Source organism: Jannaschia seohaensis (assembly GCF_900116765.1).
GTDB lineage: Bacteria > Pseudomonadota > Alphaproteobacteria > Rhodobacterales > Rhodobacteraceae > Jannaschia > Jannaschia seohaensis.
The window spans coordinates 171,890-194,378 of sequence record NZ_UETC01000003.1; the positions used below are offsets into that span (position 1 = coordinate 171,890).

Sequence of the window (22,489 nt, forward strand, 5' to 3'; positions counted from 1 at the left end):
GTGGGCCATACCCTTAACCACCGCTACCCATTGATATTAATATAAGTATTGATACGGGCGTCAATGCTGATAGGTTGCCGCACATCAACGATATCTGGGAGGATAACCATGACCATGTTGAAGGCCCTTGCGGCCGGAACCCTTGTCGCGCTCGCGACCCCCGCCCTCGCGCAGCAGCAGCTCTCGGTGGCGACCGGCGGCACCGGCGGCGTCTACTACCCCATGGGCGGCGGCCTCGCCGAGGTCATCAACAACCATGTCGAGGGCTACGCGGCCACCGCCGAGGTCACCGGCGCCTCGGTCGAGAATATGGGTCTGATCGCGACCGGCGACGCCGACATGGCGCTGGGTCTGGCCGACACGGTAGCCCAGGCGCAGACCGGCACCGGCCGGTTCGAGGGCCAGCAGCTGGAGATGATCCGCGGCCTCGCGTCGATGTATGCCAACATGATCCAGATCGTGGCGCTGGAAGGCTCGGGCATCACGTCGCTCGCCGACCTGCGGGGCAAGCGCGTGTCCATCGGCGCGCCCGGTTCGGGCACCGAGGTCAATGCCGAGGTCGTGCTCTCGGCCAACGGCATCAGCTATGACGACATCGAAGAGCAGCGCCTGAACTTCAACGAGACCGCGGACGCGCTGGCCAATGGCGATATCGACGCTGGCTTCTGGTCCGTGGGGGCGCCGACCTCGTCGATCCTGAACCTCGCCACCACGCAGGACATCGTGATGATCGAGCTCAGCGACGAGGAGATGGCCGCCGCCCGCGAAGCGCAGCCGCTCTTCGCGCGCACTACCCTGGCCGCGGGCACCTATGAGGGCGTCGGCGATGTCACGGTGCTGGGCGTGCCGAACGTTCTGGCCGTCTCGTCGGAGATGCCCGAGGATCTCGCCTACGAGATCACCAAGGCGATGTTCGAGAACATCGCCGACCTGCGCGCCGTGCATCCGGCGGCGAACCAGACCACGGTCGAGTTCACGCTGGACGCGACCCCGGTTCCGCTGCACCCGGGCGCCATCCGCTACTACGAGGAAATCGGCTCCGAGATCCCGGACCGCCTGCGCCCGTGAGGACGCGCATCGAAGGAGGGCTGTTGGCCCTCCTTCTCATTTGGAGCCTTGGCGCCGCCAATGCGGCCGACCTCGTCGCCACGCGGTGGGATGGCTCCGAAATCGCCCGCCTGACCGTTCCCGAGGGGCAGGGGTGGTGCGTGCTATGGAACCACTCGGTGCAGGGCTTCCCGGTGACGGATTGCTACGAGAACCGCGCCGGGCGCATGGTGCTGGTTCGCTCGCGCCAACCGGATTTCGCCGCGGGCCTGGGGCATATTCCGGGACGCGGGCGCCAGGTCTCGGACGGGGCGGGCGGCTACTGGATCCTTGACATCGACGAGCCCGTGCCGGGGGATGCCTATGTGCTGCGGCCCGGGGCCGGGCCTGTCGATCATCGTTTGCAGGTGGGCGACACGGTCGTGTCGCTCTCGGCGGCTGCCGCGCGCCAACGGGTGCGCATCGAACTGATAGGGGAGTGACGCGATGGTGACGGACACCGAGGTGCCGCAGCAGGAACATCCGCAACACTGGATCGTGCTGCGCGCGATCGCCGTGGTGGGCATCGGTCTGTCGCTGTTCCAACTTTGGGCGGCGGGGGTGCAGCCGCTGGGACTGTTCTACCAGCGGCCCATCCATCTCGGCTTCGTCCTCGTCCTCTGTTTCCTGATCTTCCCCGCCTTCGGCCGCCACCGCCCGCGCGGTGCGCTGGGCTGGGCCATCGACGGGCCGCTGATCGTGGCTTCCGTCGTGGTGGGCGCTTGGCTGCCGGTGAATATCGACACCATCGCCAACCAGATCTTTCCCCGCGACATCGACGTATGGATCGGCGTCCTGACGGTGATCGTGGTGCTGGAGGGCGCGCGCCGGGCCGTGGGTCTCGGGATGACGATCATCGGCGCGTTCTTCATCGCCTATGCCTTTGCGGGCAGCCGGGGCGAGTTGCCGTTCCTCGCCGACTGGATGCCGGGCATCCTGAACCATCGCGGCTATTCGCTCGACCGGCTGGCGAGCCAGATGACGCTGGGGGCGGAGGGCATCTTCGGCATTCCCCTGGGCGTCGCGGCGACCTTCGTCTTTGTCTTCGTCCTGTTCGGGGCCTTCCTCGAAGTGACCGGTGCGGGCAAGTTCTTCATCGACCTCGCCTATGCGGCGACCGGCCGTCAGCGGGGCGGCCCGGCCAAGGCCGCAGTCATCGCCTCGGCGGGGATGGGGTCGATCAGCGGCTCTGCCATCGCCAATGTGGTCACGACCGGCGCTTTCACCATCCCGCTGATGAAGAAGCTCGGCTACCGCCCCGCCCAGGCGGGCGGGATCGAGGCCGCGGCCAGCACGGGCGGCCAGATCATGCCGCCGCTGATGGGCGCGGGCGCCTTCCTGATGTCCGAGTTTACGCAGATGCCCTATGTCGAGATCGTGCTGGTCTCGATCTTTCCGGCCGTCCTTTATTTCGGCGCGGTCTATCTGCTGGTCCACATCGCCGCTGTGAAACAGGGCATGACGGGCATGGCCTCGGCCGAGTTGCCGAGCGTCCGGGCCGTCTTGGCCGAGGGCTGGCATTTCCTGCTGCCGCTGGTCGCGCTGATCGCGCTCTTGGTCGCGGGCTACTCGCCCATGCGGGTCGGCTTCTATGCGATCGTCTCCATCCTCGCCGCCGCCTCGGCCCGCGCGCTTTGGGTCTTCTTCAACGACGCGCCGACCGGGGAGAAGTTCGTGGCCCTGTGCCGTCGGGGCCTGGTCCTGACGCTCGACGCGCTGGAGCTTGGCGCGCGCAACGCTGTCGCCGTCTCCATGGCCTGCGCCGTGGCGGGTATCATCGTGGGCGTCGTGGGCCTGACCGGCCTCGGCCTCAAGTTCTCGGCCATGATGATCGCCTTCTCGGGTGGCAACCTGATCCTGGCGCTGCTGCTGGTGGCCATCGCCAGCCTGATCCTGGGCATGGGGCTGCCGGTGACGGCGGCCTATATCGTGCTCATCATCCTGGTCGGCCCTGCGCTGACGCAGGAGTTCGGCATCCCGATCCTGATCGCCCATCTCCTGGTGTTCTGGTATTCGCAGGACAGCAACGTGACGCCGCCCGTGGCGCTTGCGGGCTTTGCCGGGGCGGCCATCGCCGGGTCGAAGCCGATGGAGACGAGCGTGCAGGCGTGGAAATACGCCAAGGGTCTCTACCTCATCCCGCTCTTCATGGTCTTCAACCAGGAGATCATCCTCGGCGGTCCCCTGCTGCTGGTGCTCTGGAGCGGCTTCATCGCGATCCTCGCCCTGGTGGCCTTCGCCGCCGCGCTCGAAGGGTTCCTCTTCGCGGCGATGCCGGTCTGGCAGCGGGCGCTGCTGGTGCCGGGGGTCATCGCTTGTTTCTGGCCCGACTTGGCGGTCGAGGTGGCGGGCGTCGCGCTCATCCTGGGTCTGCTGTGGCTCAACCTGCGGCAAGGCGGCGGGTCTGAGGGCAGGGCGGTGGCCTCGCAAGGCTGACCGACCCATGTGCCGCCGCGCCTCTCGCCGGGCTGCGGGGCCTCGCGGCGGAGACGGGCGGAGACCTGGCTGCTTTTGCCCGGCCGAGGGACTCAGGCCCGCCGCCACGCGCGCGAGAGCAGGATGACCACCGGAAAGGTCACCGCATAGGTGATCGCGCCATAGATCACCGCGGGCATCGCCAGGAGCGGAAAGCCCGCGGCATCGCCCCAGAGCATCGCGCCCACCGCCAGCCCCAGCCCGCTGTTCTGCACGCCGGTCTCGATGGCGATGGTCCTGCGTTGCGGGCCGGACAGGCCACAGAGCAGAGCCAGGGCAAAGCCGAGCCCGAGCAGAAGAAATGTCAGCAGCACGAGCTGCCACCCGATCAGCGCCAGACCGAATTGCAGCGCGTCGGCGATTTGCAGGAACGACCAGCCGATGATCGCGAGGAAGACCGCAAGACAGATGCGAAAGACCGCCTGCTCGTGGCGTTCCACAACCCGCGGCAGAAGCGAGCGGATCGCCATGCCCAAGAGCACGGGGACCGTGGCGACGATCACGACGCGCAGCGTGAGGTCTCCGAACGCCAGTGCCGTGACATCGGCGCCGAGGAAACGGCCCGCCATCAGCAGATAGAGCGCCGGCAGGGTCACGGCCGAAAGCAGGTTGCTCACCGCGGTCAGGGACACCGACAAGGCCACGTCTCCGCCCGCGATCCGAGACAGCATATTGCTCATCGCGGCCCCGGGGCAGAGCGTGAGCAAGACGATCCCGAGGGCGAGGTCCACCTCCTGCCGCAGCACCGAGACGAACAGCGCCCCCGCGATCGGCACCAGAACGATCTGGCTCAGAACGCCCAGCAGGAGCGCCCTCGGCCGCGCCAGCGCGGACCGGAAATCGGCAAGCGTCAGCCCGAGGCCAAGCGCGAACATCATCACGAAGACCGCGACGGGAACAGCCACTTCTATGATGGTTTCGGTCGTCACGGCTTTGCCTCTCCGCGCGACGATAGCAGGGCCGGCGTGGCAGAGCGAGCCAAAGGCTTGGCAGAGCCAGCCAAGACCGGCGGCATGGCCCCTGGCTAGGGTCGGGGGCATCAAGACACCTGGAGACGTTCCATCATGCCCCGCATCCAACTCCCTGCCTCCATCGACGCGGCCCCCGACGCCGCCCAGCCGCTCCTCCACGGGGTCAAGGGCATGCTGGGCAGCGTTCCGAACCTGTTCCGCATCACCGCCAACAGCCCGGCGGCGCTGGAAGGCTATCTCGGCCTGAACGGGGCGCTCTCGAAGGGGCGTCTGACGGCGCAGACCCGCGAGCGGATCGCCCTGGCCGTCGCGCAGATCAACGGCTGCGACTATTGCCTCTCGGCCCATGCCTTCCTGGGCAAGACCCTGGCGAAGCTCGATGAGGCCGAGATCGCCGAGAACCGCGCCGGCGGCTCCTCCGATCCAACGGCCGACGCGGCCGTCCGCTTCGCGGCAAAGCTGGTCCGCGAGCGGGGGCAGGTCACGGATGCCGACGTGGCGGCCGTCAAGCTTGCGGGCTACAGCGAGGCGGAGATCGTCGAGATCGTCGCGCATGTCGCGCTGAACACCCTGACAAACTACCTGAACGTGGCGTTTGACACGCCCGTCGACTTCCCGGTCGTCAGCGCCTCGGCGGCCTGACACCGCGGACGCCCCGGTCGCGCCTCCTCCCCCCCCCTCTCCCCACCGCGACCGGGGCGCAGTCTGCTCTCTTCCCAGGAGTCCCCCGATGACACGTCCCCCGCTGCCGCCCTTCGACACGGCCTCTGCCCGGATCAAGGTCCGGCTGGCCGAAGACGCCTGGAACAGCCGCGACCCCGAGCGGGTCTCGCTCGCCTACACGCCCGACAGCCAATGGCGGAACCGGGCGGAGATCTTCCAGGGGCGCGACCGGATCGTCGAATTCCTGGCGCGCAAATGGGCGCGCGAGCTGGAGTATCGGCTCATCAAGGAACTCTGGGCCGAGAGCGGCAACCGCATCGCCGTCCGCTTCGCCTACGAGTATCGCACCGATAGCGGCGGCTGGTTTCGCGCCTATGGCAACGAGAACTGGGAGTTCGCCGCCGACGGCCTGATGCGCCGCCGCATCGCGTCGATCAACGATCTGCCGATCGACGCGGCGCAACGCCTGTTCCACTGGGATCTCGGCACGCGGCCCGAGGATCACCCCGGCCTCACGGATCTCGGACTGTAGGAGCCCGGCCATGCCGAATGCTTACGCAGACATCGCGTTCACGCGCCTGGTCCGGGAAGAACAGCAGCGCCTCGGATCGGCCGAGACCTATGCCCGAGTGTTGTCGCCCGAGCGCAACGACGGGGCCGAGCTCGGCCCCCGCGAGACCGCGTTCCTGAAGGACCGGGACGGCGTGTATCAGGCGACGGTGTCGGAAACCGGATGGCCCTATGTGCAATTCCGAGGCGGCGCGCGCGGGTTCCTGAAGGTCATCGACAAGCAGACCGTCGGATACGCCGATTATCGCGGGAACCGGCAATATATCAGCCTGGGCAATCTGCGCCATGACGACCGCGTGTCGATCATCGCGGTGGACTATGCCCGCAGGGAACGACTCAAACTCTGGGGCCATGTCCGGATCACCGAGGATCCGAAGATCCTCGATCTTCTGAACGGCGTCGACGGCCCGCTGGCGGAGCGGGGCGTGATCGTCCGCATCGCCGCCTTCGACTGGAACTGCCCCAAGCATATCCCGCTCCGCCTCACGGAAGACGAGCGGGATGGCGAGATCGCGCGGCTCACCGCGCGCATCTCCGATCTCGAAGAGGAACTCGCCTGGAAAGCCGGTGTGCTGCGCGATCGGATCGCCTGAATGGGGTGGAAATCCTCTCGACGGAGACTTTCTTCCGCTTCTGGTTCCGCGAGCGTTTTCGGAGTAGCGTCAGGCATGCCGAGCGTGATTGGCGTATTTGCGCGCACGATGGCCAAGGCGGCCGGGATGACGTTGAGCGACGACGGGGCTCTGGTCTCGGACGGCGTCGTGCTGCGCCGGCTGCCGCGTCCGACCGACGGCCGCCTGCCGGATACCGATTATTTCGAGCTGCTCGAATGGCTTCGTCAAAGATTCGGCGATGATGTCGTGTTTGCGGAATCCTATGCCAAGCTGATCCGGGTCGATGATATCGGCGTGCTCGGGCTCGCGATCAAGACGGCGCCAACGCTGCGGGCCTCGCTTCAGCGCGTCGAGCGCTACTGGCAAGTGGTGACCGATACGGCGGTCTACCGTCTCGACGAAAGCGGCGACCCGGCCGTCTTCAGTTTCGAAGGCCGCACCGAGCATCACCCCGTGCTCGACTTCCGCAACGAAGGCGCCCTGGCCGGGTTCGCGCGCAACATGCGGCGTTTCGTGGAGGGCGAACTCACCCTCGAATACGTCACCTTCCGCCATCCGTGCCGGAGCGATCCGGAGCGATATGCCGGCCTGTTCGGCTGTCCCGTTCACTTCGAGGCGGAGCGGAACGCCATCGCCCTGAAAAGCGCGATGCTGGACCTGCCGAACCGTCTCGGCGATGCGGCGGTGTCTGACTACCTGACGACGCATCTCGAAACGGAGATCGGCACGCTCCGGGACGATCCGTCGCTGCGGGCGGCGCTTCTCAAGCGCCTGACCCCGGCTCTGAGCAACGGCACACCTCAGGCGGCGGATATCGCCCGCGATATGGGGATGAGCGAGCGCACGCTCTATCGCCGCCTGGCCGATGAAGGGCTGACCTTCCGCGACGTTCTGACCGAGGCGCAATCCGCGCTCGCCCAGGATCTTCTGCGCGACAGGAAGAACTCCATCGCCGAGATCGCCTTCCTCACCGGTTTTTCGGAGCAGAGCACCTTCAGCCGGGCGTTCAAGCGCTGGGTTGGCGAGGCGCCGGCCCAGTTCCGGCAGCGCTCCCCGAGCCAGTGACCGCCTAGGCCCGAGCGGCCAGGAGAGAGCGGGCGAGACCGATGACGGTCCCCGCCGAGATCGACCCGAAAGGCGCCTATCCGAGAGGACGAAGGCAGACATGCCCCCATTCCGCTACAGGCGTTGGAGGGTCGCGAAACCCGAGAAATCCGCGCCAGCCCGACAGTTCCGCGTCACCTGTGCGCAGGGGCCATCAGACGGGTCCCGGGCCTGGTGAGACGGCCCTCCGGCCTTGGCAGATCCGGCCATGCACTTGGCAGACCCGGTCAATACCGAGGCCCCGCCCGCCGGGTAACGTGACGTCATCGATCAACAGAGAGACCGGGAGCCCGCGCGACGCTGGCAGGCCCACTCCGCAACCGAAAGTCGACTGCCATGAGAGAGATCAGACCCATCCCCCACTATCCGACCCAAAGGCGCCAGGACCGTCCGTTTTGGGCGACCATGAAATCCCCGATCGTCATCGGTGAAATGACCTACCTCGTTCTGGTGGCCATCACGGCGGCCCTGATGGTGGGCATCCTCGCCCTGCCGCTGACGCTGCCGACCGGGGCGCTCATTGACGCCCGTGCGGCGGTCGGCTCCCTGGAGGGCGCCTCGACGCTCGACCTCCGGCCCAGCTCCCGCCTGATCTGACGCCGCGCCCGACGCGCCCCCGACCCGGGCGCGCACGGCCCACCCAAGCCAAGCGATGCCACCCAGACGCGGCCGCCTTCCGGCCGCGACCGGGAGAGGCGTCGCACGGGCAGGGGCCCCGACCCACCCCGGCAGACCGCCGCCTGGCGCCTGCCTCAACCCCAGAGAAGGACCTCTGAAATGAATCACGACCACGACCACAGCCCGCATTGCGGATGCGATGTCACCGCCGAGCAGGTCGATCAGGCGCGCCGCCGCCTGATGAAGGGCGCCGCGGCCGCCGGGGCTGCCGCCGCCGCTGGCGGGGCCGCCGCTGCCGCCACGCCCGAGGCGCGCGCGCTCTATGCCGATCCCGCCGAGCCCGGACTGCCGCAGGTCGACATGGAGATCGAAGCGGGGCGCACGGCGCTGGTCGTCACCGACCCCCAGATCGACTTCCTCTCGGAAGACGGCGTCACTTGGGGCGTCGTCGGCGAGAGCGTGACCGAGCAAGGCACGGTCGACAATATCGAGCGGCTCTTCATCGCGGCGAAGGCCGCCAGGATGCCGGTCTTCATCTCGCCGCACTACTACTACCCGCACGACCATCGGTGGGAATTCGAGGGAACGCTGGAGCGGACCATGCACGCGATCGGCATGTTCGATCGTCCGGGCCCGCTGAACCTCGACGGCTTCGAGGGCTCGGGCGCGGATTGGATGCCGCAATACAAGAAGTATATCGAGGACGGCGAAACCATCGTCTGCTCGCCCCACAAGGTCTACAGCCCGGCGCAGAACGATCTCAATCTCCAGCTCCGCAAGCGTGGCATCGACAAGGTCATCCTGGCCGGCATGTCCGCGAACCTGTGCACGCAGGCGCATCTCTATGACCTGCTGGAGCTGGGCTACGAGGTCGCGGTCGTCCGCGACGCGACCGCCGGCGCGAAGGTTCCCGAGGGCGATGGCTACCTCGCCGCGCTGATCAATTTCCGCATGGTCGCCAATGGCCTGTGGTGGACGGACGACGCCGTGGAGCGGATCGCCCGCTCGGCCTGAGCCGGTGCGTCCCAATCCCTACAAGCCAAGGAAATCCAAAATGAAACTGTCCGTCCTTCTGACCGCCGCCGCGCTGTTGTCTCTCCCCGGCGCGGCCTTTGCGGCCGATGAATACAACGTCAACAACGGCCTGACGCTGACCGGCCATCCCCTGGGGATGCATGGCGTCGATCCTGTCACGATGTTCCGCGCCGACGCCCCGTCGGTCGGCGACGCGGCGCATACCGCGACCTATGACGGCGTCGACTACTACTTCTCCACGGCCGAAACCAAGGCACTGTTCGAATCCGAGCCGGAGGCGTTCCTGCCGCAATTCGGCGGGTTCTGCGCCTTCGGTGTCTTCGTCGGCAAGAAGCTCGACGGCGACGTGCGCTATGCCGACATCGTCGACGGGAAGCTCTATCTCTTTGTGAACGCGGCGATCTTCGAGAAGTATCTGGAGGACAAGGCCGCCGTGATCGCCGGAGCCGCCGAGAAATGGCCGGGCATCGCCTCCACGGCTGCGACCGACCTCTGACGGTCCAGGTGAACGGGCGGGGTCCGGGTGTGTCCGGACCCCGCCATTTTTCATGCCCTGGGCTATCCTATCCCGCCGTCGAGGGGCATCCGCAATCGGATCGCCCATGACCGGCGCCCGGCGGGCAGGCGGTCTTTCCCCAAAAGGGCATTCTCGCGCGGATCGGCGCGTCGGGACGGCTCAGTTCTGCCGGACCTGCGGCGCCGCCTCGGTCCCGGCGGGCGCGCGGGCGGTGCGGCGGTCGTCGTCATATTCCATTTCGACGACCTGAAGCGTCGCGGGATCCAGTTTCACCTCGATCTTCCGGCCATCGCCGTCGCGCCCTTCCATCTCGTAACAGCCATCTTCGATCTCGAGCTCGCTCACCGTCCAGCCCTTCTCTTGGGCCAGGGCGACCGCCGCATCGAGCGGCTGCCATTGGTCGCGGGCCGAGATACAGGCGTCGTCATCGGCCAGGGCGGCTCCGGTGGGCAGGAGGGCGATCACGGCGAAGGCGGTCAGGGTCTTGGTCATGGCAGGGTCTCCTTTCGTCTGCTGACGCCAATCTGGCGACCCGACCTGAGCGCTTCCTGACGTGTCGGCGATTTCCGCTTCAGCTTGCCGTCAGCAAGATCGGGGGCGGGCATAAAAAGGCCCCGCCAGTCGGGGCGGGGCCAGGAAGGGCCGCGAGAGGACGGTCGGCCCAGGGGAGAGAAGCGTTCAGGCGATGTCGCCGGGCTCCGGTCGGCGCTTGTCGCCGGTGACCATCGCGCGGGCGAGGTTCTCGTGATGACGGAGAGAGGCCAGACCGACCCCGGCCACATGTAGCGCCGCGAGCAACAGCACCAGATTGGCAAGCGTCTCGTGGATCTCTTTCAGCGGACCTTCGACCTCGCCCCGCTCGCCATATTCATGCCGGTCGTCGTCGGCCCAGGCGGGCGCCACGAGGGCGGGCAGCATCGCCACGCGGGCCTCGTCCTCCATCAGCCAGCCGGTGAAGGCCGTGCCCGAGAGCGTGACCAGCAGCGCCACGATCATCGCCGCCCCCGCCGGGTTGTGGCCGAGATAGCGCCGCTCGCGCCCACGGGTTATGTCCCCGAGATAGGCCAACGTCTCGCGGGGCCCCTTCAGAAACTGACCGAAGCGCGCATAGCGGCTGCCGACTAGGCCCCAGATCGGGCGGAGGGCGAGCAGACCGGCGACGGCATAGCCGGCGAACTCGTGGACGGGTTGGATCTCGTCCGCAGTCAGCCAGGCGGTCGCGACGGCCGCGACCAGCCCCCAGTGAAACACGCGGATCAGCGGATCCCAGACACGGACGGTGCCCGCGGCGGCGGCGTCGGTCCGGGCGTCCGGTGCGGTTGCGTCAGTCATCGTCGCCCCCGTCGCGATCCTCGTCGTCCCAATCGTCGTCATCCTCCTCGTCGTCCTCGTATTCCAACTCGATCACCTGGAGCGTGGCGGGGTGGAGCGTGACCTCGATCGGGCGCCCGTCGGCATCCCGGCCGTCGATCTCGTAGCAGCCGTCGTCGATCTTGATCCGGCGGACCGACCAGCCGTTCTGCTCGGCCAGGTCGGCGACGGATGCGAGTGGCTGCCAATCGGCCATCGGCACGAGGCAGTCCTCGTCCGCAAGCGCGACGCCGGCCGGGAAAACCGCGAGAAAGCCGAGAATGGTCGATATCTTCTTCATGGGCCAAACTCCTCGTCGCAGCCATCTTTGAGGGTTTCATGCCCTGCCAAGCTGACGCCAAGCTGAAGGGGGCGGGACCAATCGCTTCAGCTTGCCGTCAGACGGAAGACGCATAGGGATGATCGGACGAGGACGGGGACGAGGATGCGGATCCTGCTGATCGAGGACGACACGGTTCTGGGGGCCGCGGTGCGCGACCAGATCGTGGCCGATGGCCAGTCGGTGGATTGGGTGACGCGGCTCGATGCGGCCGAGGATGCCGCGCGCGCCGCCTCCTACGATCTGATCCTGCTGGACCTGATGCTGCCCGACGGGCGTGGCATCGGCTTTCTCAAGCGCCTGCGCCAGCAGGGCGACGTGACGCCGGTCATCATCCTGACCGCGCTCGACCAGGTCTCCGACCGGATCGAGGGGCTGAACGCCGGGGCCGACGACTATCTCGTGAAGCCCTTCGACCTTGCTGAACTGTCGGCGCGGATCGGCTCCGTGGCCCGCCGCTATAGCGGCAACCCCAACCCCATCGTCACCCATGGGCCGCTCCAGATCGACCTCGCCGCGCACAGCATCCACCGCGACGGCAAGCCGGTGCAGCTGACCGCCCGCGAATGGGCGCTGTTCGAGGCCTTTTTGGCCCGGCCCGGGCAGCTGCTGCCGAAAGCGCAGCTGGAGGAAAAGCTCTATGCCTTCGATGCCGAGGTGGAGAGCAACACCATCGAGGTCCATATCAGCCGTCTGCGCAAGAAGCTTGGAGCGGCGGTGATCCAGACGGAGCGCGGTCTGGGCTATCGGCTGGGCCGGCCATGAGGCTGCCGCGCAGCCTCCAGGTGCGGCTCGCCCTGTCGGTCGGGCTGGTGCTGACGGCGCTCTGGCTGCTGTCCGCGACGATCACCGCCCTAACCCTGCGCGCGGAAATGGACGAGGTTTTCGACAGCGCCCTCCGCGAAACGGCCGAGCGTCTCCTGCCGCTGGCCGTCACCGACATCGTCGGACGGGAAACCGAGGGGCTAACGCAACGGCTCGCGCCGATCCGGGAGCATGACGAATTCTTCACCTATCTCGTCCGCGATGCCGAGGGCCGCATCCTGCTTCAATCCCACGCGGCCGACCCGGAGGTCTTTCCGCCCTGGGACGGGCCGGGATTCCGCCAGACGGCGACCCATCGGCTCTATGGCGATGCCGCGCTCCAGGGCACGATTCGCATTACCGTGGCCGAGCCCTTGGCCCATCGCCTTTCGGTCGCGCGGGAGATCCAGATGGGGCTTGGGCTGCCCTTGCTGATCGTGCTGCCGGTTGCGCTGGTGGCGATCGTGCTGGCCGTCCGTCTCAGCTTCGAGTCCCTCCGCCGATTCCGCACGCGGCTGGACGCGCGGGGCGCACGCGATCTCTCGGAGGTGCCCGCCGAGGATCTGCCGACCGAGATCGCTCCGCTGGCGGGGACGTTGAACAGCCTTCTGGCCCGGCTGCGCGCCGCCTTCGAGGCCGAGCGCAGCTTCGCCGCGAATGCCGCGCATGAATTGCGTACGCCTCTGGCGGGAGCCATCGCCCAGGCGCAGCGGCTCCGGTCGGAGACGGCCGACCCCGCCGCCGAAGCGCGCGCCGCCGAGATCGAAGCGACGCTCAAGCGCCTGACCCGGCTCTCGGAGGGCCTCATGCAGCTTGCCCGGGCCGAAGGCGGGCGGCTGCGCGCGGACCGGAGCGCGGATCTGAGGGCCGTTGCCAGTCTCGTGGTGGAGGATTGCGCCCTTGCGCGGGCGCCAGGGCGCATCGCGCTCAGCCAGCCCGACGCGCCCGTGATGTCGGATATCGATCCTGACGCCTTCGCGATCCTCTGCCGGAACCTGGTGGAGAACGCCCTCCGTCACGGGGCGGAGACGGCGCCTGTCGAGGTCACGCTGACCGCCGAAGGGGAACTCGTTGTCGCGAACGACGGCCACGTCCTGCCGCGCGAGGCGCTCGACCGCCTGACGTCCCGGTTCGAACGGGGCGACGCGCGCGGCGACGGAAGCGGCCTCGGGCTCGCCATCGTCGCCGCCATCGCGGACCGGATCGGGCGCTCGCTGACCCTTGTCTCGCCGCGGCCCGGACGCGCCTCCGGCGTCCAGGCTTCCGTCCGATTGCCGACAGATAGCTTGGACAGCGACGGCACGCGCGACGGGGGCGTTGCCGGCACTCGCTGATCCGTCAGCCGGCCGGGACCGGCGGTCTCACGAATGCGCCGCACAGGCGATACCATTCAAATTTCAGACTTTCCGTGCGATACTTCCCCCATCAAAGGAGGAGAAGACCATGGATCGCGACGCATATATCGATACGATGAAGGCGAAATTGGACGAGTGGAACGCCCAGATCCACAAGCTGGAAGCCAAGGCGAAAGCCGCCGAGGCCGAGAACCGGGAGACCTATGAAAAGCACTTGGCCGAAATGCGGAAGCAGCGCGAGGAGGCGCTGGCCCGCATGAAGGAAGCGCAGGCCGCCAGCGATGCCGCATGGGACGACATGCGCAAGGGCATGGAGCGGGCCTGGGAAGATATCTCCAGCTCCTTCCAGAAGGCCTGGAGCCGCTTTTGACGGGCTGATCGGGGCCTCGGCGCTCCGAAGCTGAGCGCAGCCGCGAGGGGCGATCGACCCGGTCGGGCGTGCCCCTTGGGCAAGATGCGCGTGGCCGCGGGCGGCGTGCTCGGGGCTGAGGTGGAGACGGAACGGCCCTTGCCGCTGACGGGACCGGTCTCGGCGAGACGGCTACCGCTGCGCGGGGAGCCGGGGCTATGGGGCCGCCAGAGCGCGGCGAAGGGTCGGGACAGGGCGCGACGTTGACAGCGAGCCGCATCTAGGCCCCTGCCCATGCGCCGGCGGTTCATTCCGAAGGTCCCGGCTGACCGGAGCGCGCGGCGGCAGAAGCAGGCTCGACGCTCCGGTCCCGCTGCGCAATGATGCGGGCCAGGCGAAGGGCTTGGAGACGGTCGACTCTTTTCCAACGAGCCCGTTTCGATCGCCTGGGCCGAGGGGATGAGCCGCATGGAAACGACCCGCACCGATCGGCTCAAGACCGGCATCTTGATGCTTGCCGCGCTGGGCCTCTTCCTGGGGCTCGCGCTCCGGGTCATGGGCCAGCCGAGCCTCGCGGATCTCGTCTGGATCGCCGGGGTCGTTCCGGCGCTCGCCGCGCTCGTCGTTGAAATCCTGCGCAGTCTGCGTGCGGGCCAGGTCGGGCTCGATATCGTCGCCGCGCTCTCCATGTCGGCGGCGCTCGTCTTCGGAGAGACGCTGGCGGCGGCGGTCGTCGCGGTGATGTATTCCGGCGGGACTTTCCTCGAAGCCTTCGCCGAGGGTCGCGCCCGGCGCGAGATGCACGACCTTCTGTCTCGCGTCCCCCGAACGGCGACACGGCATCGCAATGGCGGGCTGGAGGAGGTGCCGCTGGGCGAGATCGCGCCCGGAGACCGGCTGCTGATCCGGCAGGGCGATGTCGTGCCGGTGGACGGCAAGATCGGGTCGGCGACGGCCTTCGTCGATACCTCGGCGCTGACCGGCGAGTCCCTTCCGGTGCGGCTCACGCAGGGCGCCGATGCGATGAGCGGCTCGACCAATGCGGGCGAGGCGTTCGACCTCCTGGCCGTGCGCGAGGCGAAGGACAGCACCTATGCAGGAATCGTCCGGCTCGTGGAGGAGGCGCAGGCGTCCAAGGCGCCGATGTCCCGGCTGGCGGACCGCTGGTCGCTGGGTTTCCTCGCGGTCACGGTCGCCATCGCCTTCGCGGCCTGGTGGTTCACCGGCGACCCGATCCGTGCCGTCGCGGTACTGGTGGTGGCGACGCCGTGCCCGCTGATCCTGGCGGTTCCGGTCGCTCTGGTCGCCGGTCTGTCGCGCGCGGCGCATTTCGGCGTGCTCATCAAGGGCGCGGGGCCGCTTGAGACCATGGCGCGCATCCGCACGCTGATCCTCGACAAGACCGGCACCCTGACGGATGGCCGCCCGCAGATCGTGGCGATCGACAGCCATGATGGCATGAGCGAGGACGAGATTCTGCGCCTTGCAGCGGCGCTCGACCAGGCATCGAAGCACCCGGTGGCGCAGGCCGTCGTTGCCGCCGCGAAGGCGCGCGGGTTCGTGCTGCCGGTGCCGTCGGACGTGGCCGAGATCCCGGGAGAGGGCGTCCTGGGCCATGTCGACGGCCAGAAGGTCGTCATTGGCGGTGACGGCTTCGTTTCGTCCCGGGTCGGAGGGCGGGCCGGCGACCACCCGGCCATGACCGCCGGCGCGGTGCTTGTCGCGGTGGCGGTCGACGGGCGCATGGTGGGGCATCTCGTCATGTCCGACCCGCTGCGCGAGGGCGCGGGTGCCATGCTCGACGGGCTGCGCCGCGAGGGGATCGCCCGCATCCTGCTTGCCACCGGCGACCGCGCCGACGTGGCCGAGCGTGTGACCGATGGGCTGGGCCTCGACGGGCTGCGGGCCGGGCTGACGCCGGACCAAAAGGTTCTGCTGGTCCTGACCGAGCGTAAGCGCGGGCCCGTGATGATGGTGGGGGACGGGGTGAACGACGCGCCCGCCCTCGCGGCGGCGGATGTGGGCGTCGCCATGGGCGCGCGCGGCGCGGCGGCCTCGGCCGAGGCGGCCGACGTCGTCCTCCTTGTCGATCGCATCGACCGGCTCGGGCCCGGGATCGAGATCGCGCGGGCCTCGCGCCGGATCGCTGTCGAGAGCGTCGTGGCAGGCATCAGCCTGTCGGTCCTCGGCATGATCGCCGCCGCTTATGGCTATCTGACGCCGGTGGAGGGCGCGATCCTGCAGGAGGTGATCGACGTGGCCGTGATCCTGAACGCCCTGCGCGCGCTGCGCATCGCACCGAGGGGGGCGGCCTCGACGGATCCGCGCTCCGACCAGAACGAACCGTCCGAGACCGCAGAAGGAGCGACCACATGACCCGCCCCGCGCATTCCGAGACCCACACGGTGCATCGCATCGGCTGGCTGCGGGCGGCCGTGCTGGGCGCCAATGACGGTCTGGTCTCCACCTCCAGTCTGGTCGTCGGCGTCGCGGCGGCGGGGTCGGGAAAGCCCGAGGTGCTGATCGCCGGGCTCGCGGGCCTGGTAGCTGGTGCGATGTCGATGGCGGCGGGCGAATATGTGTCGGTCAGCTCGCAGACCGACGCGGAGCAGGCCGACCTCGCCCGCGAGCGGCGGGAATTGGAGGAGACGCCCGAAGCGGAGCTGGAAGAGCTCACGATGATATATGTCGACCGCGGATTGGACCGCGATCTGGCCGAACAGGTGGCCCGGCAACTGACCGAACGCGACGCGTTCGGAGCCCATGCCCGCGACGAACTCGGCATCACCGAGGCCGTGACGGCCCGCCCGATCCAGGCGGCGCTGGTCTCGGCCCTGACCTTCGCCGTGGGCGCGGTGGTGCCGCTGGTCGTCAGCTTGCTTGCACCCGAAGCCTCGATCGTCCTTCCGGTCGCGGCGTCGACGGTTCTCGGTCTCGCGCTTCTGGGCGGGTTGGGCGCCTCCGTCGGCGGCGCTGGCATCCTCCGCGGGGCCATGCGCGTCACGTTCTGGGGCGTGCTCGCGATGGCGGCCACGGCAGCGGTGGGGGCGGCGTTTGGCGTCTCGGTCGGATAGCCGTCGCGAGGGGCGCGTGTCGGGCCCGTCTCTAGCGCAGGCGCTGCCCGGCGACCGTGAAGGGAGCCCTGGCCGTCGCGGCGCCGGACGCGCGCGAGACTTCCGAACATCCGACCTACCGGATCCGTTCCCACCAGACCGGCCCCTGGTCTGTCTGTCGCGACGCGACCGCCATCGAAGCGCCGCCCGATGGCCCTGGGGCCGGGCATGACGGGGCCGGCTCATCCCGCGTCCGCGCCGGCGCCGGACATCCCGAAAGGAGGCGACCCATGCCGCATGACAGCGCTCACGCCCATAGCGGTCACGTGCATCTCGACGCGGCGTCGGGCGACCGGCGCGTGTCGGTGGCGATCTGGGCCAACGCGCTCCTGACCGTCGCGCAGGTCGCGGGCGGCATCCTGGCCGGCAGCCTCGCCCTCATCGCGGATGCCCTGCACAACTTCTCCGACATGGCGTCCCTCGTGATCGCCTTCGCGGCCCGGAAGATCTCGCGGCGCCGGGCCGATGCGCGCATGACCTTCGGCTATGGCCGGATCGAGATCGTCGCGGCCCTCATCAACTACACGACGCTGATCTTCGTGGGCGTCTATCTAATCTACGAGGGCGGCATGCGGCTGGTCGATCCGCCCGAGATCCAGGGCTGGACCGTGGTGATCCTGGGCGGCCTAGCCCTGGTGGTGGACCTCCTGACCGCGGGGCTGACCTACACGATGCAGAAAAGCAGCGTGAACATCCGGGCGCTTTTCCTGCACAACCTCTCCGACGCGCTCGCGTCGGTCGCGGTGATCCTCGGCGGGGCGCTGATCCTGCTTTACGATATGCGCTGGGTCGATCCCGCCATCACCATCGGGATCGCGCTCTATATCCTCTACTTCGCTGTGACCGAGATCGGCGGACCGATCCGAATGCTCATGCTGGGAACTCCCCCGGACATCGACAGCACGGCCGTCATCGACGCCATACGGCGCGTCGAGGGGGTGCGGGACGTCCACCATGTCCATCTCTGGCAGATGCAGGAACATGAGGCGGCTCTCGATTGCCATGTGGTCGTGACGGCGACGGACTGGGCGGGGATCGAGCCGATCAAGAGGGCCATCAAGGACCGGCTGTCCGATGGCTTCGGCATCGCCCATTCCAGCCTCGAATTCGAACACGCGGACAATGCGCATCGGAATGCGGATCTCTACGGCCATGGCGGGCCGGCGCGGTCTGAGGAAAGGGGATGACTCCCCCCGGCCCCTGCGCAGCTCCCACGGGGGCGAGCGGACGGCCGTGCCTCGCCGCGCCGTCCGACCGCTGGCTGTTCGGCGTCGACCCGATCGGCTATTCGGAGCAGGAGGGGGCAGGGGCGCGGACCGCGCCGGTGCTCTTGGCCCCCGGCCGGGCGACCGCGCAGGACAGATGTGCCCGCGCTCCGGCGTCGCACTCAGCCTGGCGGGCGCGGCACCGGCTCCCTTCCGCACCTCCAACCCCGGAGCCGTCCGATGTCCGTCCTTGCTAAGCTCGACGCGCTCTCGCTCCTGCGGCTCGATGGCGCGCCGCTCTTCTCTGGCCTGTCCCTGATCATCGGGCCGGCGCGCTATGGGCTGGTGGGGCGGAACGGGTCCGGGAAGTCGTCCCTGCTACGCCTTCTCGCGGGAGAGGCGGCGCCGGCGGCCGGCCAGGTCTCGGTGCCCGCCTCCCTGCGGCTGGTCAGGCAGGAGATCGACGCGGCGCATGAGACCGTCGCCGATGCTCTGGGGGTGCGCCCCGCGCTCGCGACGCTCGCGCGGCTGGCGGCGGGAGAAGGCTCGCCCGAGGACGCGGCCGAGGCGGATTGGACCCTGGAGGCCCGGCTTGCCCAAAGCCTTTTCGCGCTCGGTCTCGACGGCCTGGACTTCGGACGCCCCGTGCGGAGCCTCAGCGGGGGCGAACGGATTCGGCTGATGATCGCGCGGGCGCTGCTGGACGCGCCGGACCTGCTGCTCCTCGACGAGCCGACGAACAACATGGACGCGGCGGGGCGCGCGGCGGTCTATCGGCTGCTTGCGGACTGGCGGGGCGGGATCGTCGTGGCCAGCCATGACCGCGCCCTCTTGGAGCGGGTTGACTGGATCGTCGAACTCACGCCCCAGGGCTGTCATGTGACCGCGGGCGGCTGGTCGGCGCATGCGCGCGACCGCGCCGCGCGGCTGGGTCGCGTGGAGCGGCGGCTGGACCGGGCAGAAGCGCGGGCGGCCGAGGTCGCGGAGACCGCGCGGCTGCGGGCGGAGCGGCTGGCGCGGCGCGGGGCCAAGGGGCGCCGCGAGGCCGCCGATGGCAGTCAGCCGAAGCTTGTGGCGAACGCCCGCAAGGCGCGGGCCGAAGCCACATCGGGGGCGGGCCGGCGTCTCGCGGAGCGGCAGAGCAAGGAGGCGGAGGCCGCGCTGGAGGACGCCCGGGCGGAGACCGAACGGCTCCGGCCGATGTCCTTTACCTTGCCGCCTTGCGGCCTGCCCGCCGGGCGCAAGGTGCTCGCGGTCGAGGGGCTGACGCTGCGCCACGGCACCGGACCCGTGATCGGCCCGGTGCGTTTCACGCTAACGGGGCCGGAACGGGTCGCGCTTTCGGGGCCGAACGGCGCTGGCAAGACATCCATCCTGCGGGCCATCGCCGGTCAGGTCGGCAACCAGGGCGGACGCATCTGGCGCGCCCGGCCCGATCCGCCCTTTCTCGACCAGCATCTGTCCCTGCTGGAACCGGATCTGTCCCTGCTGGAGAACATGCAGCGGCTTCAGCCCGGCCTGTCGCGCAACGCGGCCCATGCGGCGCTCGCCCGGTTCGCGTTTCGCAACACCGAGGCGGAGCGGCGGGCCGCCAGCCTGAGCGGGGGCGAACGATTGCGCGCGGCCCTGGCCTGCGTCTTCGCCGCCGATCCGGCGCCCGATCTGCTGATCCTCGACGAGCCGACGAACCATCTCGACCTCGACAGTATCGAGGAACTCGAAACTGCGCTCCGCGCCTATGACGGCGCCTTGCTCGTGGTGAGCCATGACGCGGAGTTCTTGCGCCACATCGGCGTCGACCGGCGGATTCGGCTGTCTCGCTCTCCGGGGTGACGCAGGGACTTTGCCGAAGGAGATGCCCGTGCGCCTCGGGGCCGGCCAAACGGCTTTGCGCCGGCCCGTCCACCGCATAATGTGGCGCAATGGGCTACGTCACATCTCTCTTCGCGCGCAAGATGGTCGCTGCCGTCGGGGACGTCATCGACGGCGCGGCGCTGCTGCGGGGGGCGGGCATCGACCCCGACGGGCCCTGGGATCCCAAGGCGATGATCCCCGATAACACCTATTACGACATGCTCGAACGGATCGCGGCGCAGGTCGATGTGACCGACTTGCCCGTGCAGGTGGGCGCGTCGATGCGCTGCGACGAGTATGGCGCGCTGGGGCTGGCCTGGAAGGCGGCACGCGATCTGCGCGGCTCGCTTTCCCGGGTGGCGCGCTATGCCCGGCTCTGGACGAGCGTCGTCCGCTATGAGCTGCGTCCCGATCCACGCGGCGGACTCTATGTCGTGCACCGCGAAGGCGAACGGCGGCTAGGCATGCGGCTGTCGAACGAGACGACGCTGGTGGCGGCCGCCGCGCTTGCACGGCAGGTCAGCCCGGTGCCTGTTACGCCGCTGGAGGTCCGTGTCGCGCACCCGGCGCCCGGGTCCGTGGCAGCTCATGAAGACTGGTTCGGCTGTCCGGTCCTGTTCGGGGCCGAGGAAGATGGGATCCTGTTCTCGGCGCAGACACTCGCGCAGCCGAACATCCTCGGCGACGAGGGCATCTCCCGCTACCTGCTGTCTGACCTCGAAAGCGAGTTGTCGCAGATCGCGGACGAGGTCCCGCTGATCAGCCAGACGAAGAACGCCATCGCCCAGACCCTGAATGAGGGCGCGCCGAAGATGGCGGATATCGCGCGCGGTCTCGGGCTGAGCGCGCGGTCCTTCCACCGGCGGCTCTCCGAGCACGGCATGAGCTTTCAGACCCTCACCGAGGAAACCCGGCGCGAGTTGGCCGAGGGGCTGCTGCGCGACGAGCGGCATTCGCTGGCGGAGGTCGCGTTTCTCACTGGCTTCGCGGAACAAAGCTCCTTCACCCGCGCGTTCAAGCGTTGGGTCGGCATGACCCCGGCCAGCTATCGAAAGGCGCGCCGGGGCCGCTGAGCCTTGCTGGCAGCGACGGTCAAGACGCTGGCATGGCCGGTCAATACCGACGGCGTGCCTGCCGTCTATCCCCTGGGGCGTCAATACGAACCAGGGAGAGACCCATGGAAAAGACCCCCATTCTCGTCATCGGCGCCACAGGCAAGACCGGCGCCCGCGTCGCCGCCCGGCTGGAGGCTGCGGGCCATGCCGTTCGCCGCGGCTCGCGCAACTCCGCCACGCCCTTCGACTGGGAGGCGCCGGAGACCTGGGCCCCCGCGCTGACCGGCGCCCGCGCGGCCTATGTCACCTATTTCCCCGATCTTGCCTTCCCCGGCGCCGTCGAAAAGCTCGAGTCCCTCGTCGAAACCGCGAAGGATGTGGGCGTCGAGCATCTCGTCCTGCTGTCGGGCCGGGGCGAGCATCATGCGCGGCTCGGCGAGGATGTCGTGCGCAATTCCGGCGTCGATTTCACCATCGTGCGCGCGTCCTGGTTCGCGCAGAACTTCTCCGAAGGCTATCTGCGCGATCCGATCCTGGCCGGTGTCCTCCCGATGCCCGGCGGCGACATCGCCGAGCCGATCCTCGATATCGACGACATCGCAGATGTCGCGGTGGCGGCGCTGACCGAGGAGGGCCACCGGGGCAAGCTCTATGAGGTGACGGGGCCGCGGCTGCTGACTTTCGCCGAGATGGCGGCGGTGTTGAGCGACGCCATCGGCCGCCCGATCCAGCATGTTCCGATCACCTTCGAAGACTTCCACGCGAATGTCGCGGCCTCCGGCGGGGAGTTCGTGGCCGATGTCTTTACCGCCATCGCGCGCGAGACGTTGGACGGGCGCAATGCGCACACGACCGACGGGGTGATGCAGGCGCTGGGCCGACCGCCGCGCGACTTCGCCGATTTCGCCCGGGCCGCCGCGAAGGCGAATGTCTGGTCGGCCGCCGCCTGACCTGCGGTACACGCTTATCCGAAAGGAAATCCCATGACCTTCCTTCAGAAGACGGCGCTCGCCGTGGCCGGAGTCACGGCGTTCGGCATCGGCCTCTTCATCCTGCTCGCGCCGCATGCGTTCTACGCAAGCTACGGGATCGCGCTCGGCCCGGACCCGAGCCTCTTGAGCGAATTGCGCGCACCCGGTGCGGGGCTCGCGGGCATCGGAGCGGTGATGCTGGCCGGCCTTGTCCGCCCCGTCTTGCGGCAGGCGGCGGTGGTGGCGGCGCTGACCGTGTTCCTCGCCTTCCCCGCGGGGCGCGTCCTGGGCATTCTGGCCGATGGCGCACCGTCCGGCGGCATCCTGGTCGCGCTGGTTCTGGAACTCGCGATCGCCGCCCTGTGCCTGGTCGCCTTCCGGCGGGGCACTGGCCCTGCCGTCTCCGCCATCGCCGCGCGTTGACCCTCACTCCGATGCGG

General features: G+C 68.8%; 24 protein-coding genes. 20 read left to right on the forward strand and 4 right to left on the reverse strand.

Annotated elements, in window-relative coordinates; genetic code table 11:
• Positions 1–108 precede the first annotated feature (108 nt).
• From DTQ71_RS08725 to DTQ71_RS08735, 3 genes are read left to right on the forward strand one after another with little or no spacing between them, the layout of a single operon-like run.
• On the forward strand, positions 109–1,068 hold the full coding sequence (locus DTQ71_RS08725; protein ID WP_109563914.1) for a TAXI family TRAP transporter solute-binding subunit: 960 nt from the start codon (positions 109–111) through the stop codon (positions 1,066–1,068).
• Positions 1,069–1,091: 23 nt separating this feature from the next.
• Positions 1,092–1,529 (forward strand): DUF1850 domain-containing protein, encoded by a 438-nt coding sequence (locus DTQ71_RS08730; protein WP_245947363.1) that lies wholly within the window; start codon positions 1,092–1,094, stop codon positions 1,527–1,529.
• Positions 1,530–1,533: 4 nt separating this feature from the next.
• The gene (locus DTQ71_RS08735) at positions 1,534–3,522 is read left to right on the forward strand and encodes a TRAP transporter permease (RefSeq protein ID WP_109563915.1); all 1,989 of its coding nucleotides are present in this window, start codon (positions 1,534–1,536) and stop codon (positions 3,520–3,522) included.
• A gap of 92 nt (positions 3,523–3,614) precedes the next feature.
• Here DTQ71_RS08735 and DTQ71_RS08740 read toward each other — a convergent pair whose 3' ends face one another.
• Positions 3,615–4,490: a bile acid:sodium symporter family protein gene (locus DTQ71_RS08740; RefSeq protein WP_170125372.1), complete on the reverse strand. Its 876-nt coding sequence runs from the start codon at positions 4,488–4,490 to the stop codon at positions 3,615–3,617.
• A gap of 135 nt (positions 4,491–4,625) precedes the next feature.
• Between DTQ71_RS08740 and DTQ71_RS08745 the strand changes: the two genes are divergently transcribed.
• The 7 genes from DTQ71_RS08745 (at position 4,626) to DTQ71_RS08775 (ending at position 9,632) form a co-directional block, all read left to right on the forward strand.
• Positions 4,626–5,174, forward strand: a complete 549-nt coding sequence (locus DTQ71_RS08745) for a carboxymuconolactone decarboxylase family protein (RefSeq protein ID WP_109563917.1) — start codon at positions 4,626–4,628, stop codon at positions 5,172–5,174.
• Positions 5,175–5,262: 88 nt separating this feature from the next.
• On the forward strand, positions 5,263–5,727 hold the full coding sequence (locus DTQ71_RS08750) for a nuclear transport factor 2 family protein (protein WP_109563918.1): 465 nt from the start codon (positions 5,263–5,265) through the stop codon (positions 5,725–5,727).
• A 10-nt stretch (positions 5,728–5,737) separates the two neighbouring features.
• Positions 5,738–6,358: a pyridoxamine 5'-phosphate oxidase family protein gene (locus DTQ71_RS08755; RefSeq protein ID WP_109563919.1), complete on the forward strand. Its 621-nt coding sequence runs from the start codon at positions 5,738–5,740 to the stop codon at positions 6,356–6,358.
• Between the two features lie 75 nt (positions 6,359–6,433).
• A complete protein-coding gene (locus tag DTQ71_RS08760; RefSeq protein WP_109563920.1) occupies positions 6,434–7,444 on the forward strand; it encodes an AraC family transcriptional regulator in 1,011 nt (336 codons plus the stop codon).
• A 444-nt stretch (positions 7,445–7,888) separates the two neighbouring features.
• On the forward strand, positions 7,889–8,080 hold the full coding sequence (locus tag DTQ71_RS23455) for a hypothetical protein (protein WP_170125373.1): 192 nt from the start codon (positions 7,889–7,891) through the stop codon (positions 8,078–8,080).
• Positions 8,081–8,260: 180 nt separating this feature from the next.
• Complete coding sequence (locus DTQ71_RS08770; RefSeq protein WP_109563922.1) at positions 8,261–9,115, forward strand: cysteine hydrolase family protein; 855 nt, start codon at positions 8,261–8,263, stop codon at positions 9,113–9,115.
• Positions 9,116–9,155: 40 nt separating this feature from the next.
• Positions 9,156–9,632 (forward strand): YHS domain-containing (seleno)protein, encoded by a 477-nt coding sequence (locus DTQ71_RS08775; protein ID WP_109563923.1) that lies wholly within the window; start codon positions 9,156–9,158, stop codon positions 9,630–9,632.
• 180 nt (positions 9,633–9,812) lie between these two features.
• On the opposite strand, the gene DTQ71_RS08780 is transcribed toward DTQ71_RS08775, so the two are convergent.
• From DTQ71_RS08780 to DTQ71_RS08790, 3 genes are all read right to left on the reverse strand, one after another.
• Positions 9,813–10,145 (reverse strand): PepSY domain-containing protein, encoded by a 333-nt coding sequence (locus tag DTQ71_RS08780; protein ID WP_109563924.1) that lies wholly within the window; start codon positions 10,143–10,145, stop codon positions 9,813–9,815.
• Between the two features lie 186 nt (positions 10,146–10,331).
• Complete coding sequence (locus DTQ71_RS08785) at positions 10,332–10,985, reverse strand: cytochrome b/b6 domain-containing protein (protein ID WP_109563925.1); 654 nt, start codon at positions 10,983–10,985, stop codon at positions 10,332–10,334.
• Positions 10,978–11,304 carry a PepSY domain-containing protein gene (locus tag DTQ71_RS08790; RefSeq protein ID WP_109563926.1) on the reverse strand — a complete coding sequence of 109 codons (327 nt, stop codon included), beginning with the start codon at positions 11,302–11,304 and terminating at the stop codon, positions 10,978–10,980. Before DTQ71_RS08790 ends, DTQ71_RS08785 begins: the two co-directional genes overlap by 8 nt.
• A 144-nt stretch (positions 11,305–11,448) precedes the next feature.
• On the opposite strand from DTQ71_RS08790, the gene DTQ71_RS08795 reads away from it, so the two are divergent.
• From DTQ71_RS08795 to DTQ71_RS08840, 10 genes are all read left to right on the forward strand, one after another.
• Positions 11,449–12,108, forward strand: a complete 660-nt coding sequence (locus tag DTQ71_RS08795; RefSeq protein ID WP_109563927.1) for a response regulator transcription factor — start codon at positions 11,449–11,451, stop codon at positions 12,106–12,108.
• Positions 12,105–13,481, forward strand: coding sequence for a sensor histidine kinase (locus tag DTQ71_RS08800; protein ID WP_109563928.1), 1,377 nt, complete (start codon positions 12,105–12,107; stop codon positions 13,479–13,481). Before DTQ71_RS08795 ends, DTQ71_RS08800 begins: the two co-directional genes overlap by 4 nt.
• A 109-nt stretch (positions 13,482–13,590) precedes the next feature.
• Positions 13,591–13,872, forward strand: a complete 282-nt coding sequence (locus DTQ71_RS08805; RefSeq protein WP_109563929.1) for a sll1863 family stress response protein — start codon at positions 13,591–13,593, stop codon at positions 13,870–13,872.
• Positions 13,873–14,319: 447 nt separating this feature from the next.
• A complete protein-coding gene (locus DTQ71_RS08810) occupies positions 14,320–16,227 on the forward strand; it encodes a heavy metal translocating P-type ATPase (RefSeq protein ID WP_109563930.1) in 1,908 nt (635 codons plus the stop codon).
• Positions 16,224–16,925, forward strand: coding sequence for a VIT1/CCC1 transporter family protein (locus DTQ71_RS08815; protein ID WP_109563931.1), 702 nt, complete (start codon positions 16,224–16,226; stop codon positions 16,923–16,925). Before DTQ71_RS08810 ends, DTQ71_RS08815 begins: the two co-directional genes overlap by 4 nt.
• Positions 16,926–17,194: 269 nt before the next feature.
• Entirely contained in the window at positions 17,195–18,151 is a 957-nt protein-coding gene (locus DTQ71_RS08820) for a cation diffusion facilitator family transporter (protein ID WP_109563932.1), read from the forward strand.
• Positions 18,152–18,409: 258 nt separating this feature from the next.
• Positions 18,410–20,002, forward strand: coding sequence for an ABC-F family ATP-binding cassette domain-containing protein (locus DTQ71_RS08825; RefSeq protein WP_109563933.1), 1,593 nt, complete (start codon positions 18,410–18,412; stop codon positions 20,000–20,002).
• 89 nt (positions 20,003–20,091) lie between these two features.
• On the forward strand, positions 20,092–21,096 hold the full coding sequence (locus DTQ71_RS08830; RefSeq protein WP_109563934.1) for an AraC family transcriptional regulator: 1,005 nt from the start codon (positions 20,092–20,094) through the stop codon (positions 21,094–21,096).
• A 104-nt stretch (positions 21,097–21,200) separates the two neighbouring features.
• Complete coding sequence (locus DTQ71_RS08835) at positions 21,201–22,028, forward strand: NmrA family NAD(P)-binding protein (RefSeq protein ID WP_109563935.1); 828 nt, start codon at positions 21,201–21,203, stop codon at positions 22,026–22,028.
• Positions 22,029–22,061: 33 nt separating this feature from the next.
• On the forward strand, positions 22,062–22,472 hold the full coding sequence (locus DTQ71_RS08840) for a DUF4345 domain-containing protein (protein ID WP_109563936.1): 411 nt from the start codon (positions 22,062–22,064) through the stop codon (positions 22,470–22,472).
• The last annotated feature ends 17 nt before the right edge of the window (positions 22,473–22,489 follow it).

Excerpts from the sequence above, each read along its gene's own strand:
- DTQ71_RS08805 (WP_109563929.1), top strand. The coding sequence starts at position 13,591 with ATGGATCGCGACGCATATATCGATACGATGAAGGCGAAATTGGACGAG.
- DTQ71_RS08780 (WP_109563924.1), bottom strand. The coding sequence starts at position 10,145 with ATGACCAAGACCCTGACCGCCTTCGCCGTGATCGCCCTCCTGCCCACC.
- DTQ71_RS08830 (WP_109563934.1), top strand. The coding sequence starts at position 20,092 with ATGGGCTACGTCACATCTCTCTTCGCGCGCAAGATGGTCGCTGCCGTC.
- DTQ71_RS08840 (WP_109563936.1), top strand. The coding sequence starts at position 22,062 with ATGACCTTCCTTCAGAAGACGGCGCTCGCCGTGGCCGGAGTCACGGCG.
- DTQ71_RS08810 (WP_109563930.1), top strand. The coding sequence starts at position 14,320 with ATGGAAACGACCCGCACCGATCGGCTCAAGACCGGCATCTTGATGCTT.
- DTQ71_RS08825 (WP_109563933.1), top strand. The coding sequence starts at position 18,410 with ATGTCCGTCCTTGCTAAGCTCGACGCGCTCTCGCTCCTGCGGCTCGAT.
- DTQ71_RS08820 (WP_109563932.1), top strand. The coding sequence starts at position 17,195 with ATGCCGCATGACAGCGCTCACGCCCATAGCGGTCACGTGCATCTCGAC.
- DTQ71_RS08725 (WP_109563914.1), top strand. The coding sequence starts at position 109 with ATGACCATGTTGAAGGCCCTTGCGGCCGGAACCCTTGTCGCGCTCGCG.
- DTQ71_RS08755 (WP_109563919.1), top strand. The coding sequence starts at position 5,738 with ATGCCGAATGCTTACGCAGACATCGCGTTCACGCGCCTGGTCCGGGAA.
- DTQ71_RS08750 (WP_109563918.1), top strand. The coding sequence starts at position 5,263 with ATGACACGTCCCCCGCTGCCGCCCTTCGACACGGCCTCTGCCCGGATC.
- DTQ71_RS08735 (WP_109563915.1), top strand. The coding sequence starts at position 1,534 with ATGGTGACGGACACCGAGGTGCCGCAGCAGGAACATCCGCAACACTGG.
- DTQ71_RS08835 (WP_109563935.1), top strand. The coding sequence starts at position 21,201 with ATGGAAAAGACCCCCATTCTCGTCATCGGCGCCACAGGCAAGACCGGC.
- DTQ71_RS08800 (WP_109563928.1), top strand. The coding sequence starts at position 12,105 with ATGAGGCTGCCGCGCAGCCTCCAGGTGCGGCTCGCCCTGTCGGTCGGG.
- DTQ71_RS08775 (WP_109563923.1), top strand. The coding sequence starts at position 9,156 with ATGAAACTGTCCGTCCTTCTGACCGCCGCCGCGCTGTTGTCTCTCCCC.
- DTQ71_RS08785 (WP_109563925.1), bottom strand. The coding sequence starts at position 10,985 with ATGACTGACGCAACCGCACCGGACGCCCGGACCGACGCCGCCGCCGCG.
- DTQ71_RS08790 (WP_109563926.1), bottom strand. The coding sequence starts at position 11,304 with ATGAAGAAGATATCGACCATTCTCGGCTTTCTCGCGGTTTTCCCGGCC.
- DTQ71_RS23455 (WP_170125373.1), top strand. The coding sequence starts at position 7,889 with ATGAAATCCCCGATCGTCATCGGTGAAATGACCTACCTCGTTCTGGTG.
- DTQ71_RS08815 (WP_109563931.1), top strand. The coding sequence starts at position 16,224 with ATGACCCGCCCCGCGCATTCCGAGACCCACACGGTGCATCGCATCGGC.
- DTQ71_RS08745 (WP_109563917.1), top strand. The coding sequence starts at position 4,626 with ATGCCCCGCATCCAACTCCCTGCCTCCATCGACGCGGCCCCCGACGCC.
- DTQ71_RS08770 (WP_109563922.1), top strand. The coding sequence starts at position 8,261 with ATGAATCACGACCACGACCACAGCCCGCATTGCGGATGCGATGTCACC.
- DTQ71_RS08795 (WP_109563927.1), top strand. The coding sequence starts at position 11,449 with ATGCGGATCCTGCTGATCGAGGACGACACGGTTCTGGGGGCCGCGGTG.
- DTQ71_RS08760 (WP_109563920.1), top strand. The coding sequence starts at position 6,434 with ATGCCGAGCGTGATTGGCGTATTTGCGCGCACGATGGCCAAGGCGGCC.